The 15,294-nt window shown below is 68.3% G+C and carries 14 protein-coding genes; 5 read left to right on the top strand and 9 right to left on the bottom strand.

The genetic code is table 11. The features are described 5' to 3' along the window. Positions 1–23: 23 nt before the first annotated feature. On the bottom strand, positions 24–872 hold the full coding sequence (locus tag CFB82_RS18490; RefSeq protein WP_089484771.1) for a phytanoyl-CoA dioxygenase family protein: 849 nt from the start codon (positions 870–872) through the stop codon (positions 24–26). Positions 873–911: 39 nt separating this feature from the next. Further along, positions 912–1,715 (bottom strand): ABC transporter substrate-binding protein, encoded by an 804-nt coding sequence (locus tag CFB82_RS18485; RefSeq protein WP_089433508.1) that lies wholly within the window; start codon positions 1,713–1,715, stop codon positions 912–914. A 523-nt stretch (positions 1,716–2,238) separates the two neighbouring features. Here CFB82_RS18485 and CFB82_RS18480 point away from each other — a divergent pair. After that, entirely contained in the window at positions 2,239–3,099 is an 861-nt protein-coding gene (locus CFB82_RS18480) for a LysR family transcriptional regulator (protein ID WP_069252751.1), read from the top strand. A 97-nt stretch (positions 3,100–3,196) separates the two neighbouring features. Here CFB82_RS18480 and CFB82_RS18475 read toward each other — a convergent pair whose 3' ends face one another. From CFB82_RS18475 to CFB82_RS18465, 3 genes are all read right to left on the bottom strand, one after another. Continuing rightward, the gene (locus CFB82_RS18475) at positions 3,197–3,670 is read right to left on the bottom strand and encodes a nuclear transport factor 2 family protein (protein ID WP_089484770.1); all 474 of its coding nucleotides are present in this window, start codon (positions 3,668–3,670) and stop codon (positions 3,197–3,199) included. A 67-nt stretch (positions 3,671–3,737) separates the two neighbouring features. Continuing rightward, the gene (locus CFB82_RS18470; protein ID WP_089485004.1) at positions 3,738–4,922 is read right to left on the bottom strand and encodes an amidohydrolase family protein; all 1,185 of its coding nucleotides are present in this window, start codon (positions 4,920–4,922) and stop codon (positions 3,738–3,740) included. 85 nt (positions 4,923–5,007) lie between these two features. Then, the gene (locus tag CFB82_RS18465) at positions 5,008–6,207 is read right to left on the bottom strand and encodes an amidohydrolase family protein (RefSeq protein ID WP_069252753.1); all 1,200 of its coding nucleotides are present in this window, start codon (positions 6,205–6,207) and stop codon (positions 5,008–5,010) included. Between the two features lie 463 nt (positions 6,208–6,670). Between CFB82_RS18465 and CFB82_RS18460 the strand changes: the two genes are divergently transcribed. Then, complete coding sequence (locus CFB82_RS18460) at positions 6,671–7,318, top strand: glycine zipper 2TM domain-containing protein (RefSeq protein WP_069252754.1); 648 nt, start codon at positions 6,671–6,673, stop codon at positions 7,316–7,318. A 226-nt stretch (positions 7,319–7,544) separates the two neighbouring features. On the opposite strand, the gene CFB82_RS18455 is transcribed toward CFB82_RS18460, so the two are convergent. The 3 genes from CFB82_RS18455 to CFB82_RS18445 all read right to left on the bottom strand — a co-directional run bounded on the left by CFB82_RS18455 (position 7,545) and on the right by CFB82_RS18445 (position 10,678). Next, positions 7,545–8,936, bottom strand: a complete 1,392-nt coding sequence (locus CFB82_RS18455; RefSeq protein ID WP_069252755.1) for an amino acid permease — start codon at positions 8,934–8,936, stop codon at positions 7,545–7,547. Positions 8,937–9,042: 106 nt separating this feature from the next. Next, a complete protein-coding gene (locus CFB82_RS18450) occupies positions 9,043–10,293 on the bottom strand; it encodes an NAD(P)/FAD-dependent oxidoreductase (RefSeq protein WP_089484769.1) in 1,251 nt (416 codons plus the stop codon). Positions 10,294–10,324: 31 nt separating this feature from the next. Further along, complete coding sequence (locus CFB82_RS18445; protein ID WP_043186509.1) at positions 10,325–10,678, bottom strand: RidA family protein; 354 nt, start codon at positions 10,676–10,678, stop codon at positions 10,325–10,327. 296 nt (positions 10,679–10,974) lie between these two features. Here CFB82_RS18445 and CFB82_RS18440 point away from each other — a divergent pair, with 296 nt between their 5' ends. The 3 genes from CFB82_RS18440 (at position 10,975) to CFB82_RS18430 (ending at position 13,927) form a co-directional block, all read left to right on the top strand. After that, positions 10,975–11,610, top strand: a complete 636-nt coding sequence (locus tag CFB82_RS18440; protein ID WP_011353677.1) for a helix-turn-helix domain-containing protein — start codon at positions 10,975–10,977, stop codon at positions 11,608–11,610. Between the two features lie 151 nt (positions 11,611–11,761). After that, a complete protein-coding gene (locus CFB82_RS18435; protein WP_069252757.1) occupies positions 11,762–12,271 on the top strand; it encodes a GNAT family N-acetyltransferase in 510 nt (169 codons plus the stop codon). A 297-nt stretch (positions 12,272–12,568) separates the two neighbouring features. Continuing rightward, positions 12,569–13,927 carry an aspartate aminotransferase family protein gene (locus CFB82_RS18430; RefSeq protein WP_089484768.1) on the top strand — a complete coding sequence of 453 codons (1,359 nt, stop codon included), beginning with the start codon at positions 12,569–12,571 and terminating at the stop codon, positions 13,925–13,927. Positions 13,928–14,071: 144 nt separating this feature from the next. Here CFB82_RS18430 and CFB82_RS18425 read toward each other — a convergent pair whose 3' ends face one another. Next, positions 14,072–15,247, bottom strand: a complete 1,176-nt coding sequence (locus CFB82_RS18425; RefSeq protein WP_089484767.1) for a M20 aminoacylase family protein — start codon at positions 15,245–15,247, stop codon at positions 14,072–14,074. Positions 15,248–15,294 lie beyond the last annotated feature (47 nt).

The following is a 15,294-nucleotide window of genomic DNA, read 5'->3' as shown; positions in this document are numbered from 1 at the left end:
TTCGTCATGCACACCCGCCCGCGTCAGATCGCGCCGGCCTGCCCCGCGCCACGCGACCACACGACCGGAAACAGCGGATGATCGAGCGGCGCGCCATCGGGCAGCTGCTCGGCGAGCCCGGGGAAATCGGGTGACGTCTTCCAGCGGCGCGGCGCGTGGCGGATATCGTCGCCGACGAAGCGGATCGAGAACGCGCGCCGACGGTGCTGCGTACCACCCGACGCGTGCAGCGTGAGCATCCGGAAACACACCATGTCGCCGGGCTCGAGCGCCCAGTGGCGGATCGGAAACGCCGCGCGGTCGCCTTCGATGTCCGGCAGATCCGCGAGGCTGCCTTCCGGGAACCACTTCGCTTCCTTGTCCATGAACGTGCGCGGCATCAGCCACGGCCCGAGATGCGAGCCTGCGACGAATTCCAGCGTCGATTCGAGCGGCACCGGATCGACCGGAATCCACATGCTGACGTTGTCGTCGCCTTCGATGTTGTAGTACGGCTGGTCCTGGTGCCACGGCGTGCGCTGCCGCGTGCCGGGCTCCTTCACGAGCAGGTGCTCGTGATGCAGCCGCACGGTGTCGGCGCCCATCAGCGCGGCCGCGACGGACGGCGCCGGCGAGCGCACGATGAAGTCGCGATACGCGTCGTTGTGCTGCCAGTTGCAGAAATCCTCGAAGAACCAGCCCGGATCGTCGGGCCGGCTCGCGACTTTCGCGCGCTCGCTGGGCTGCGCGAGATTTGCGTCGATGCCGGCGCGCAGCGCGGCGACTTCGTCGGGCGAGAAGATGCCCTTGATGCAGACCGCCCCTTCCTCGCGGAACGCGGCGATCAGTTCGGGCGTCACGGCTTGCGCGACGCGATCCTGGATACTCGTCATGGTGTGCCTGTCGATGGAATGAATCACGGAATCACTGATTCACGGTGCGGACGTCAGCTGCTGCTTCGCGCCGTAGATGTCGAAGTCGAAATATTTCGCGGCGATCTTCTGGTACGTGCCGTTCGCGCGGATCGCGACGATCGCGTCGTTCAGCCGCTTCTTCATCGCTTCATCGCCCTTGCGCACGCCCATCGCGACGCCGTAGCCGGTGATCCGCACGTCGGTCACGTCGGGGCCCGCGAACGCATAGCCCTTGCCGCGCGGCGTCTTCAGGAACGAGTAGCCGGCCTGCGTCTTGTCCTGGAAGGTCGCGTCGAGGCGGCCGTTGACGAGATCCTGATACACCTGGTCCTGGTTCTGGTACGAGACGATCGTCACGCCCTTGGTCGCCCATTCGGCCTTCGCGTACGCCTCCTGCGTCGTGCCCTGGTCAATCCCGACGCGCTTGCCCGCGAGCGACGCGGCGGTCGGCAGCAGCGTCGAGCCGACCGGTGCGACGAGCGCGCCCGGCGACGCATACAGCTTGTTCGAGAAGTCGATCTGCTTGAGCCGCTCGTCGGTGGCCGTCATCGCGGACATGATCACGTCGAACTTGCGCGCGCGCAGCGCCGGGATCATCCCGTCGAAGCCCTGCTCGACCCACACGCACTTCGCATGCAGTTGCTCGCAGATCGCATTGCGCAGGTCGATGTCGAAGCCGGCGAGCGAGCCGTCGGGCTGCTTCGCCTCGAACGGCGGATACGTGGGATCGATGCCCCAGCGGATCGTCGACGTGTCCTGCGCGAACGACGCGAGCGGCGCGAACGCCAGCGCGGTAACGAGAAGCTTTGCAGTGCGGTTCATGGTGCGTCCTTGTAGGTCTCGACGCGGCGGGCGAACGCCGGCGTCCGGTGGGGAGCGGTGCGCCGGCAGGCCCGGCGCGGTGCGCGAAAGACAGGGACTTCGATGAAACTGCGTTGCAGTCTAGACCGCTCAATTTTTGAGCGCAAGCGGGGGAAACGGGAATAGAAAGGCGGTGAAGGCGGACGCGAACCTGAAGGCTAGTGCAGTGGCTGTTCTACGGCTAAAACGGTGATTTTTGCGTGTTTACCCTGTGCGATGCGCATCCGACACACAGCGTATTTCCCCGGATATTCGCGAACGGCGACGTCTACACAGGCGATTGACGCGGCACTTTCCAAGCGCGGTTCAGACCGCTCCGGCAATGCACCCTATACCGCCACTGGAATATGCGCCAGACGCCTCAACAGCCCACGAAATGTCACTCCGCGTCCGGCGAAACCGCGATTGCCCACTCCGTCCGGCCATGTTAAAAGTCGTCGCACGCATTTGGAAATGAAATGTTCGAATCCGCAAAAGTGCAGAAATGAATAGACCCCTGTTCGACCTCGACCTGCTGCGCGCGCTCGTGATGGTCGCCGACTGCGGCAGCTTCACGACGGCGTCCGCGCGCCTGCATTCGACGCAGTCGACGGTCAGCCAGAAGGTGCGCCGGCTCGAGGAAATCGCCGGGCACCGCCTGCTCGACCGCGGCACGCGCGACGTGCGGCCGACCGACGCGGGCGTGACCGTGCTCAGCTATGCGCGGCGCATGATCGCGCTGAACGACGAGATGCTCGAAGCGCTGTCGGGCGCGACGGTCGCGCTGACGATCCGGCTCGGCGTGCCCGACGATTTCGCGGCAGGCCGCACGACGCATGCGCTCGCGGCGTTCAAGCGCGCGCATCCGCAGGTGAAGCTCGAAGTGACGTGCGGGTTGAGCCGCGACATCAGCGCGGCATACGACCGCGGCGAGCTCGATCTCGTGCTGATCAAGCAGCGGCGCGACAGCCGCGAGGCCGTCGTGCGCTGGCCCGAGAAGCTGCGCTGGATCGACAGCGCGAAGCATCCGACGATCGATCTCGACCCGGTGCCGATCGTCGTGTTTCCGCCGCGCGGGCTCTATCGCGACGACATGATCAAGGCGATCGAGGAGCGCGGCCGCCGCTGGCGGATCAGCTTCACGACGTCGAGCCTGAGCGGCATCCAGGCCGCCGTCGCGGACGGGCTCGGCATCAGCGTGCTGCCCGCGCGCGTGGTGACGGACGAGCACGTCGTGCTGACCGCGAAGCAGGGCTTCGCGCCGATCGAGCACATGGACATCGCGATCCTGCATCGGCCGACGGCCGACCCGATGGTCAGCGAACTGACGAAGGCGCTCGCGACGATGCTGGAGTTGGAGGAGTAGGCAGCAAGCGCGAATGTGAAGGACGCCGCAGCGCCGCCCGCACGGCCGATGCGGCGAGATCGCGGGCGCGTCGACTCGCCCGCGCACCCGGCCCCCGTCAGAACATCGTGTTCCCGTTCGCGGCCTGTTCGGGCACGGGTTGATTGACGTCCCAGTGCTCGACGATCTTGCCGTTCTCGAGCTTGAAGATGTCCATGATCGCGCTGCCGCGCGTGCCGGGTTCGCGCACCGCGTGCACGTGCAGGATCACGTAGTCGCCGTCGACGAACGAGCGCTTGATCTCGCTGTGCGACTGCGGATATTTGTCGCGCAGGAATGCGACGAACTTGCGGAAGCCGTCGCGGCCATCGGCTGCGTTCGGGTTGTGCTGCACGTAGCGATCACCGACGTATGCGAGCGCGGCATCGGCGTCCTTCTCGTTCAGGCCTTTTTCGTAGAACGCGAGCACCGTCCGCCGGTTGGCTTCCTGCTGCGCGTCCGTTGGCCCGGCCGCCACCGCGTGCGCGGTGGTCACGGCGAACAGGGCCGCCGCCATCCATCGTGCGGCCCGTGCCGCTGTCGTGCGTCGCATCGTCGTCTCCAGGGAAATCCCGCTGAAAACCGGATCATACCGGGGCGACGCCGTGCTCACGCTTCCCTCAGACCAACGCGCCGTTGCGCGCGACGATCTTCCCCGACGACACGACGAGCCGCCGCACCGGCCGCGCGACCACAGCCTCGGCGAACGTCAGCGCGTCGACGAGCACGACGTCCGCGCGGCTGCCCGGCTGCAGCCCGTAACCGTCGAAGCCGCAACCGCGCGCCGCGCCGTGCGTCACGCAGTCGAGCGCGACTTCGAGCGCATCGTCGCGGCGGAAATCGTTGCGCATGCCGATCAGCATCGCGCGTTCGAGCATGTCGGGCGACCCGTACGGCGTCCACGTATCGCGCACGCCGTCGTTGCCGCCGATGACCGTCACGCCCGCCGCACGGCACGCGGCCACCGGCGGCACGGGCACCGCCGCCGGCGCGGTCGTGACGAGCCCGACGCCGAGTTCGGCCATCCGCGCGAGCAGCGCATCGCGCTCGCGTTCGGCGATATCGCCCAGACAGAACCCGTGGCTGATCGTCACGTTGCCCTGCATGCCGTGCGTAGCCGTGCGCTGCAGGATCAGGTCAAGCGAGTACGCGCCCATCGATCCGCGCTCGTGCAGATGAAGGTCGAGCCCGCGGCCGTGGCGCTCGGCGATTGCAAACAGCACGTCCACCGCCTCGACCGGATCGCCTTCGATCGCGCACGGGTCGAGCCCGCCGAGCAGATCGGCGCCGGCGGCGAGCGCGTCGGACAACAGCGCATCGGTGCCTGGCCGCTTGAGCACGCCCGATTGCGGAAACGCGACGATCTGGATTTCGACTTCCCCGCGCAGCGTCTCGCGCGTCGCGAGCACGCCGTGCAGATGCCGCAGCCCGGCTTCGGTATCGATGTCGACGTGCGTGCGGATGCGCGTCGTGCCGGCCGCGAGGAACGCGCGCGCCAGTGCGAGCGACGCGGCGCCGGCGTCATGGCCGCTCGCCGCGCGATAGTGGCGCTCGTTCTCGATGCGGTCGACGAGGCGCGGCCCGACCTGGTTGCGATACCACGGCATCCCCCAGTGCGTCTTGTCGAGGTGCGTGTGGCCTTCGACGAGGCCGGGCAGCGCGAGCGCGCCCGCGCCGTCCTCGATCGCGCAGCCGGCGGGCGCGTCGAGCGACGGGCCGATGCGCGCGATGCGATCGCCTTCGATCAGGATGTCGAGCGCGGCGTCGGCGTTCGGGCGGACGTTGCGGATCAGCAGGTTCGTCATGTCGGTTCCGGTGGGGTCGGTCAGTGCGATCAGTGCGGTCAATGCGAAGCGGGCGCGGCGCGTGCCGTGCCGCCGGTCGGGTCGGTCAGCGCGTGAAGCGCAGCGCGGGAGCGAACGGCGCGCCGGTGTCGCTTTCGCCGCGACGGAACACCCAGCGCTCGGCCGGCACGCCCGCGACGGCCGCCGCCGCATTCGGCGCACGCACCGCGACGAATGTCGCATCGCAGCCGACTGCAATTCCGTAGTTATCCTTGCCGATCACGCGCGCGCCGGCGTGCGTCGTCATGTCGAGCGCGATACCGAGCGCTTCGTCGGTGTAGAAGCCCGATCGGTAGCCGACCATCATCGCGCGCTGCAGCATGTCGCCGTTGCCGTACGGCCACCAGGCGTCGCGGATGTTGTCGTTGCCCGCGAACACGTGCACGCCCGCGTCGCGCAGCGCTTGCACCGGCGGAAACGCGCAGTCGCCCGGCGCATTCGTCAGGATCGACACGCCGGCTTCGGCCAATGCCGCCGCCGTGCGCTGCACGTCGTCATCGCTCACCTGGCCGAGCGCATACGCATGGCTCACGTTCACGCGGCCGCCGAGCCCCGCCGCGCGCGTGCGCGCCGCGATCCGCAGCAGTCGTGCGATGCCCGTTTCACCGGGCTCGTGCAGGTGGATGTCGATCTTCGCGCCGCGCTTCTCGGCGATGCCGAACACGATGTCGAGCTGGCCGTCCGCATCGCCGTCGAGCGTCGTCGGGTCGATCCCGCCGACCACGTCCGCGCCTTCGCGCACGGCCGCATCGAGAATCTCGGCGGTGCCGGGGCACGATACGACGCCCGCCTGCGGAAACGCGACGAGTTCGATATCGACGATCCCGCGCCATTGCTCGCGCGCGGCCATCACGGCCTGCAGGTTCGACAGGCCCGTGGTTGCATCGACGTCGACATGGCTGCGCATCGCGACCGTGCCGAATGCGGCGGCCTGCGCGATCAGCGCATTCGCGCGTTCGACGATCGGCGGCGCGGCCGCGAGCTGGCGCTTCTCGACCGCGAGCCGCTCGCGCAACGTGCCGACCGGTTCGTGCGGCACCCAGCGATCGCCAACGAAGCTCTTGTCGAGATGGATGTGGCCGTCGACGAAGCCGGGCAGCACGACGCGGCCGTCGAGGTCGATCGTTTCCGCGCCGGGCGCGGCGGCGCAATCGGCGCCGATCGCGGCAAAGCGGCCGTCACGGACGACGAGGTGGATGGGCTGGCCGCCGGCGTCGACGGCGTTGATGAAGATACGATCGGTCATGGCTCGGAATGTGGGGCGGTCGCGGCACGTCACCGGCGCGGACAGGGGAAGGCACCGCAGCCGGCAGGCGCGACCGTTGGCAGGGAATCCGGCCACGATATCGGACGCCGTCGCCCGAGGCCAATTAAATGTCGCGATGCCGCGCATTCGATTTCGCGATGCGCGGCGCGCGCGGCCGCCGGGCCTGGGATGGCGATGGGGCGGGATCGCGGGGAAACTGGCGAAGAAGCCGATGGCCGCGCAGCATCGGCATCGCCGGAATACGGGCGTCCGGAAGCCGCGTCGCGCCCTTGCCGGGCGTCGCTTCCGCGCCCCGCCGGGGCGGCGATTTACGCGGCAACAGACTTTACACGTTGTTACCCGGCCGCACCGGACGCGCCTTCGGCCATTCCTTATACTCACGCCGAGTTCGCCACCCGTCCCGGCATTCGTCGGCGAACCCGTTGCCGATGCAGGAATCATCATGATGCGCATGCCTTCCACGAAGACCGTTCTGTTCGCCTCGCTCGTCGCCGTCGCGGCGCTTCCGCTGACCGCCTGCGTCGCGCCGGGTTACTACGGCGCGCAGCCGGGGTATCCGCAGCAACAGCAATACGCAACGCCCGGCTACGCGCAGCCCGCGTATTCGCAACCGGGCTACGTGCAGCAGCAACAGCCGTATCCGAACCAGGCGCCGCAACCGTATGACCAGTACGGCAACCAGCAGCAATACGGGTCGCAGCCGTACGACCAGTACGGCAATCAGCAGCAATACGGCAACGGCTACGGCACGCAATACGGCACGGTCACGAACATCCAGCCGGTCAACGGCTCGGTCGGCCCGTCGGGCGTCGCCGGCACCGTCGTCGGTGCGCTGGTCGGCGGCCTGGTGGGCAACCAGTTCGGCCGCGGTCACGGCCGCGACGCGGCCACCGTGATCGGTGCGCTCGGCGGTGCGGTGGCCGGCAACCAGATCGGCCAGCAGATGGGCGCCGCGCAAGGCCCGAGCAGCTACCGGATCGACGTGCAGGTCAGCGACGGCACGATGCGCTCGTTCGACGTGCAGTCGCCGGGCAACCTGCGTCCGGGCGATCGCGTGCAGATCAACGGCAATCAGCTCGCGCGTTATTGATTCGGATGCGGTGCGCCTGACCTGATCGGGCGCATCGTCGTGCGTTCGACGTCGGGCACCGGTTCGGCGCGACGGCGCGCCTGCTTCACCTCTCCCTCATTCTTCGTACCCGCGCGGCGCGCATGATGCGCCGCCGACACTGCCGCGGCGCGACGCACCCGCCTTCAGCGCGCCCCGTCGCACAACCGCTCCCCCGCACCCACAGCCGCAACCCGGCGCGCGGCCATCACACACGCTCGACGCCGAGTCCGACACGTGTCGACCGCGCAGCCGCCTGCAGGTGCCGCGAACGCCGGTAGATGATCGCCATCAACGCCATCACCGCCGCGCCGGCATACAGCGACCCGCGCGTCGAAGGATCGACGCCGAGCATCACGAACACGAACGCGACGAACACGAGGCAGATCCACGACGTGACCGACGCATACGGCATACGGAACGCCACCGTCTCGCCGCGCGCGGCCAGCGCGCGCCGGAACCGCATGTGGGTCAGCACGATCATCGCCCAGATCACCGCCACGTCGAACGACAGGAACGACATCAGCCAGCCGAACACGCGTGCCGGGATCACGTAGTTCAGCACCACGCCGACCGACATGAACAGCACGGTCGCCCGCACCGCACGCGACGGCGACCCGCTCGCGCTCAGCGCCGCAAACGATGCGGGCGCGAGGCCGTTGCCGGCCATGCTCGACAGCATGCGCGCGCCGCTGAACACGATGCAGTTGAAGCTCGACAACGCGGCCGTCACGACCACGAAGTTGACGATGCCGGCCGCCTGCCGCAGCCCGAGCGATTCGAACGTCGTCACGAACGGGCTGCCATGCTCGCCAAGCTCGTGCCACGGGTACAGCGCCATGATGATGAACAGCGCGCCGACGTAGAAGATCAGGATGCGCCACAGCACCGAGTTGATCGCGCGCGGAATCATCTTCTGCGGCTCGCGCGCCTCGCCGGCCGTGAGGCCGATCATCTCGACGCCCGCGAACGAATAGGCGACGATCGGCAGCGCGCTCACGACCCCGAGCACGCCGTGCGGAAACACGCCGCCGTGGCGCCACAGGTTCGACAGGCCGACGGGCTCGCCGCCATGGCCGATCCCGGTGAACACGATCAGCGCGCCACACGCGATCATCAGCACGATCGTCACGACCTTCACGATCGCGAACCAGAACTCCAGCTCGCCGTACACCTTCACGTTGAGCAGGTTGAATGCCGAGATCGCGGCGATCGCCGACACGACCCACAGCCACTGCGGCACATCCGGAAACCAGAAGCCCATGTAGATGCCGATGGCGGTCGTCTCTGCCACGCCGACGCCGACCATCAACAGCCAGTAGCTCCAGCCGACCACGTAGCCGGCGAACGGCCCGACGTATTCGAACGCATACGCACCGAACGAGCCGGACACCGGCCGGTGCACGGCCATCTCGCCGAGCGCGCGCATGATCAGGAAGATCATCGCGCCGCCGATCAGGTAGGCGACGAGCGCGCCGGGCCCGGCCGCCTTGATCGCGGACGCCGAGCCGAGGAACAGGCCGACGCCGATGGCCATACCGAGGGCCATGAACGAAATCTGGCGCGCGCCGAGTTCGCGCCGCATCGTGTGCTGTTGCATGTTGTCTCCAGTCGTTGATCGTCGCGGCGAGCCGGATCGGCCGGCCGCTGGATGGAGCGGCCGGCGTCGTGTGCCGGCCGCCCTGCTGCAGCGCACGGTCGCCGGTTCAGCGGCCGTGCAGAAAGCGTTCGACGCGAAACGGCGTCGGGTCGACGAACGGCTGCGTGCCGGTCATCAGGTCGGCGATCAGCCGGCCGGTCACGGGGCCGAGCGTGAAGCCGTGATGCGCATGCCCGAACGCGAACCACAGATCGCGGTGGCGCGGCGCCGCGCCAATGACGGGCAGCATGTCGGGCGTGCACGGCCGGCGGCCGAGCCACGGCGTGCCGTCGACGCGTGCGCCGAGCGGAAACAGCTCGCGCGCGACCGGTTCGACGGCATCGAGCTGGGTGGGCGTCGGCGGCGTATCGCAAAGCCCGAGCTCGACACCGGTCGTCAGGCGGATGCCGCGCGTCATCGGCGTGATCAGGAAGCCGCTGTCGGCATCGAGCACGGGCCCGTTCAGCCGCGCGCCCGGCTGCGCCGCATAGTGCATGTGATAGCCGCGCTTGACCGCGAACGGCAGCGTGTAGCCGAGCCGTTCGCACAGCAGGTCCGACCACGGCCCGAGCGCGACGACCGCCGCGCGCGCGTCGACCGGGCCTTGCGCGGTGTCGACGCGCCAGCCGTTCGCGGCGGACAGCGTCAGCGCATCGCCGGTCAGGATGCGGCCGCCGAGTTGCTCGAAGCGGCGCGCATACGCGGTCACGAGTGCATTCGGATCGCTGATCGAATCGGAGCCCGTGTAGCGCAGCGCGCCGACTAGCGCGCGGCTCAGGTTCGGCTCGGCGTCGCGCAGCGCGGCCGCATCGAGCGCGTCGAAGGTCACGCCGAATTCGGCGCGCCAGCGCTCGGCGTCGCGCGTTTCGGCATCGCGCGTCGCGGCCGTGCGGAACACCTTCAGCCAGCCGCCTTCGCGCAGCAATGCGCCCGCGCCGGCCGCGTCGATCAGCGCGCGATGCTCGGTCACGCAGTGTTCGATCAGCGGCGCATACGCGCGCGCGATCTCGACATGGCGCGCCGGATGCGAGTTGCGCCAGTAGCGGTACAGGAACGGAATCAGTTTCGGCAGCGCGCCGACGTGATAGCGGACGTCGGGCGAGCGGTTGCGCGCGTATTTCAGCAGCGTGCCGAAGCCGCGCGGAAACGCATACGGATACACGCCTTCGCGCTGGATCAGCCCGGCGTTGCCGAGCGACGTCTCGTTGCCGGGCGCCTTGCGGTCGACGAGCGCGACCGACAGGCCGCGCTGTTGCAGATGAACGGCGACGGATACGCCGATCATGCCGCCGCCCAGGACGAGCGTGTCGAATGTCATCGGGAATTCCTCGGGGCGGGCGGCGCCGGCGTCAGGCGAGCGCGGTCACGGCGATCTCGACGTCGAGACCGGGCTTCATCAGCAATGCCTGCACGCACGCGCGGGTCGGCGCGTGGCCGGCCGGCACCCATGCGTCCCACACCGCATTGAACGCATCGAAGTGCGCGGCGTCGCTGAGCCACACGTTGGCCGTCAGCACGCGCGTCTTGTCGACGCCGGCCGATGCGAGCAACGCATCGATGCGCGTGAGGATTTCGGTCGCCTGCACGGCGATCGGCGCGCCGGCCGTATCGGGCACCTGGCCGGCCAGGTGGACGAAGCCGTTCGCGATCACGACCTGGCTCATGCGTGCGCCGGTCTGCAGACGTTTGATTTCACTGGACATGAGGGTTTGCACCTTCGCGGGGCCGGCCGCGACCGGCCGGGAAAACAAATGGCTGGGAAAGCCGCTGCCGTGTGCGGAATCGTCGTGCAACCGCCGCACGGGCGAGTTGCGCCGATACGCACACGTGTCGTTCACGCCGGCCGCACCGGCCCCGCGAGTTTCGCGCCGTCCGATGCTAGAGTGGCCGTCACGCCCACCGTCGGCGATTTCGACGAAAATTATCATATACGAGAAAATTTATTCTCGTATACGACAAAACCCGTATTCACGCCGCGTCCGTCGCGCCCCGTATCCGCATGCCCAAATCCACCGTCCCCGTTCCGCCGCCCACCGACGCCGCGCCGCAACTCGACCACCAGACGGTCGGCGCGCGGCTGCGCGACGCGCGCAAATCGCGCGGCCTGACGCTCGCGCAACTGTCCGAGCGCTCCGGTATCGCGGTGTCGACGATTTCGAAGGCCGAGCGCGGCGACATCGCGCTCACCTACGACAAGTTCGCGGCGCTCACGCATGCGCTCGCGCTCGACTTCGACACGATGTTCGGCCGCCCCGCGCCGGCCGGCGCGATGACCCCGTCGTTCACGCCGGCCGGCCAGCAGATGGTGTACGACACGCCGAACTATGCGTACGGGATGCTCGCGAACGACCTCACCGGCAAGCGGATGGTGCCCGTGCGCGGGCGGATCCATGCGCGCAAGCTGTCGGACTTCGCCGACTACATCCGGCACAGCGGCGAGGAGTTCGTGTTCGTGCTGAGCGGCGAGCTGGAGCTGCGTTTCGAGAACGGCCATGCATACCGGCTCGGCGCCGGCGACAGCCTGTATTTCGACAGCGCGGTCGGGCACGTGTACCTGAGCCTCGGCGACACCGATGCCGAGGTGCTCGCGTGCTGCGTCGACGGCGATGCCAAGCGGCCGCGCGACGCGATCTGACGATCTGACGATCTGGCGATCTGAATTCGATCACGCGGCGATGTCGAACGCCGCCACGCGACACCGGGATTCCTATTACGATAAGGACGATGCATCCCGCGGCCCCAGCGGCTCGCGCCGGCATGCACGACCTTCAACCGGAACGCCCCCGATGACGATTACCACCCGCCTGCTCGATGCGGCCGACGCCGCCCGTTTCCAGACCGTTCGCCTGCGTGCGGTCGACACCGCCCCCACCTCCTTCCTGCCGACGCTCGACGAAGAATCGCAGGTGCCGGTCGACGAATTCGCGACGCGCATCACGCCGACTCGTGAACGCGCAGTGTTCGGCGCGTTCGACGGCGATACGCTCGTCGGCATCACGGGCGTGCGCCGCGATGCACGCGTGAAGATCGCGCACAAGGCGACGATCTGGGGCGTGTTCGTCGATCCCGCGTATCGCGGGCAAGGCATCGCGCAAACGCTGCTCGAAAGCGCGACCGCGCACGCGGCGCGGGAATGGAACTGCAAGCAACTGATGCTGTGCGTGAACGAGGTCAACGCCACCGCGGAGCGGCTGTATGCATCACAGGGGTTCGTGCGGTTCGGTACGGAACCGCGCTCGATGTTCGTCAACGGCCGCTTCTACGACGAACACCACATGGTCAAGACGCTGGCGTAACGCGATACGGCGGCGAACGGGCATCGTGAGACGCAGCCAGACGCGTCCCGTGCCCGCTTCGCCTGCACTGGATTCGATGCCGCGAATGTGAGCGCCCACCAACATTCCATGCAATAAAACAGGCCGGAGAGCACCCCGCGCCGGTTTATGCGCAAAAACTTTTAGAAAAAATATCAGCCCCTCGGGCTCGCCCGACGCCGCCGCGCCCCAACCAACCCGCCTCCGTAATTCCGCCCCTGTTCATCCCCCCACCGCCCGCGCTATCGTTTCCGGACCTTCACAGTCCAGGAGTTGCCTTTGCCTTCCCGCCACGGAGTCGACCTCATCCGCGCCCGCGCGCTGTTCGATCGCGAGCGCCGTGCATTCACCGAAGCCATGCCGATCTCCCGCGCCCTGTCCGCGGAAGCGTCGGAGCACTTGCTGTTCGGCGTGCCGTTGCACTGGATGCAGGACTGGTCGACGCCGTTCTCGCTGTACGTGAAGGAAGCACGCGGCGCGACGTTCACCGACGTCGACGGCCATCGCTACGTGGACTTCTGCCTCGGCGACACCGGCGCGATGTTCGGCCATGCGCCCGAACCCGTCGCACGTGCACTCGTCGAGCAGGCCACGCGCGGCTACACGACGATGCTGCCGAGCGAGGACGCCACGTGGGTGTCGCGCGAACTCGCGCGCCGCTTCAGGCTGCCGGTCTGGCAATTCGCGCTGAGCGCGAGCGACGCGAACCGCTTCGTGCTGCGCTGGGCGCGCGCGGCGACCGGCCGCAAGACGATCGTGGTGTTCAACGGCTGCTATCACGGCACAGTCGACGACGTGTTCGTCGATCTCGTCGATGGCCGCCCCGTGCAGCGCGACAGCCTGCTCGGGCAGTCGTACGACCTGCTCGCGAACACGCGCGTCGTCGAATTCAACGACCTCGCCGCGCTCGAAGCGGCGCTGCAAGGCGGCGATGTCGCCTGCGTGCTGGCCGAGCCCGCGATGACGAACATCGGGATGGTGCTGCCCGATCCCGGCTTCTGGGAGGCGGCACGCGAACTGACGCGTCGCTACGGCACGCTGCTCGTGATCGACGAAACGCACACGATCAGCAGCGGCCCGGGCGGCTACGCGGTCGCGCACGATCTCGAGCCGGACGTGCTGGTGGTCGGCAAGCCGATCGCGGGCGGCGTGCCGTGCGCGGTGTACGGGTTCAGCGCGGAATTCGCCGAACGCGCGAAGCAGGCGAAGCTGAATGCGCCGCCAGGCCATTCGGGGATCGGCACGACGCTCACCGCGAACATGCTCGCGATGCATGCGATGCGTGCAACGCTCGCCGAAGTGGCGACCAACGCGGCGTATGCGCACATGTTCGAACTCGCCGCGCGATTGGCGACGGGGCTCGAACAGGCGATCGCGAAACACGAACTGCCGTGGTGCGTGACGCGCATCGGCGCGCGCACCGAGTTTCAATTCGCGCCCGTGCCGCCGCGCAACGGGACGCTCGCCGGCGCGCAGCTCGACAGCGAGCTCGAACACATCGTGCACCTGTACCTGCTGAATCGCGGCGTGCTGATCACGCCGTTCCACAACATGATGCTCGTGTGTCCGCAGACGACGGCCGATGATGTCGACCGGCTCGTCGCGCAGTTCGACGCGTGTCTCGGCGAACTGGTGTGATGGCGTGACATGCGCGGCGGGACGCACGTCGCACGCGGATGGCCGCGATGCGTTGCGGGCGGTGTCGTTTGCATCGCGCGACGGTGAAACGGCTCGCCGCCCCGCGAGCCGTTTCACGTTGCATGCGAATCGCGCAGCGACGCGCTATGCCACCTGCAACGCCTGCCGCGCCACTTCCGCGAAATACCGCGCGCCGATCGACAGGATCTCGTCGTTGAAGTCGTAGCCCGCGTTGTGCAGCGGCACGCCGCCGCGCCCGGCGGCCTCCCCGTTGCCGATGAAGACGAAATTGCCGGGCACCGCCTGCAGGAACGCACCGAAGTCTTCCGAGATCATCATCGGCTGGACGTTCGCGTCCACGTTCTCCGCACCCGCCACCTGCGCCGCGGCCCGCACGGCCGTGTCGACCCACTCCGGCGAATTCACCGTCGGCGCGAACTCGCGCGTGTACTCGAACGTGCAGGTCGCGCCGTGCGTGCGGCAGATCCCTTCGCTGATCTCGCGCATCCGCGTGGCCAGCAGCGCCTGCACGTCACGCGAGTAGCTGCGCGTATCGCCCTTGATCGTCACCGTCGACGGCAGCACGTTGCGCAGCCCGTCGGTGATGAACTCCGTGCACGAGATCACGGCCTGCTGGCCCGGATCGAGATTGCGCGACACGATCGTCTGCAGCGCGAGCACGACCTGCGCGCCGATCACGATCGGATCGATGCCCATGTGCGGGCGCGCCGCGTGCGTGCCGCGGCCATCGATTCGGATCACGAAATTGTCTTCGCTCGCCATGATGCCGCCCGCGCACGTCGAGAACGTGCCTGCGCGCATCCCCGGCATGTTGTGCGCGCCGAAGATCGCGTCGACCGGAAAGCGCTCGAACAGCCCGTCGGCCATCATCGCTTTCGCGCCGCGGCCATGCTCCTCGGCCGGCTGGAAGATGAAACGCACGGTGCCGTCAAAATCCTTGCGCTCGGCCAGCAGCCGCGCGGCGCCGAGCACCATCGACATGTGGCCGTCGTGCCCGCACGCATGCATCTTGCCGGGCGTGCGCGACGCGTGTTCGCGGCCCGGCGCGTGCTCGGCGATGTTCAGCGCGTCCATGTCCGCGCGGATGCCGATCGCGCGCTTGCCGGTGCCGGCCGTCAGGTTCGCGACGAGCCCCGTGCCGCCGATCCCGCGATGCACGTCGAGCCCGAGCGCCGTCAGGATGCGCGCGACGTAGTCCGACGTGTTCACCTCTTCGAACCCCGTCTCCGGATGCTGGTGCAGATGGCGGCGCCAGGTCTTCAGTTGCCCCTGCAGCGTGCTTTCTTCGGTTACGTCCATGGCGTTGGCCTCGTCAGTCGTGGTTGATCGGGATCGGTCGTGATGTC

It is taken from the genome of Burkholderia sp. HI2714 (assembly GCF_002223085.1).
Classification (GTDB): Bacteria; Pseudomonadota; Gammaproteobacteria; order Burkholderiales; family Burkholderiaceae; genus Burkholderia; species Burkholderia lata_D.
The sequence above is the reverse complement of the archived record's forward strand: the minus strand, read 5'-3'. Positions and strand labels throughout refer to the sequence as shown.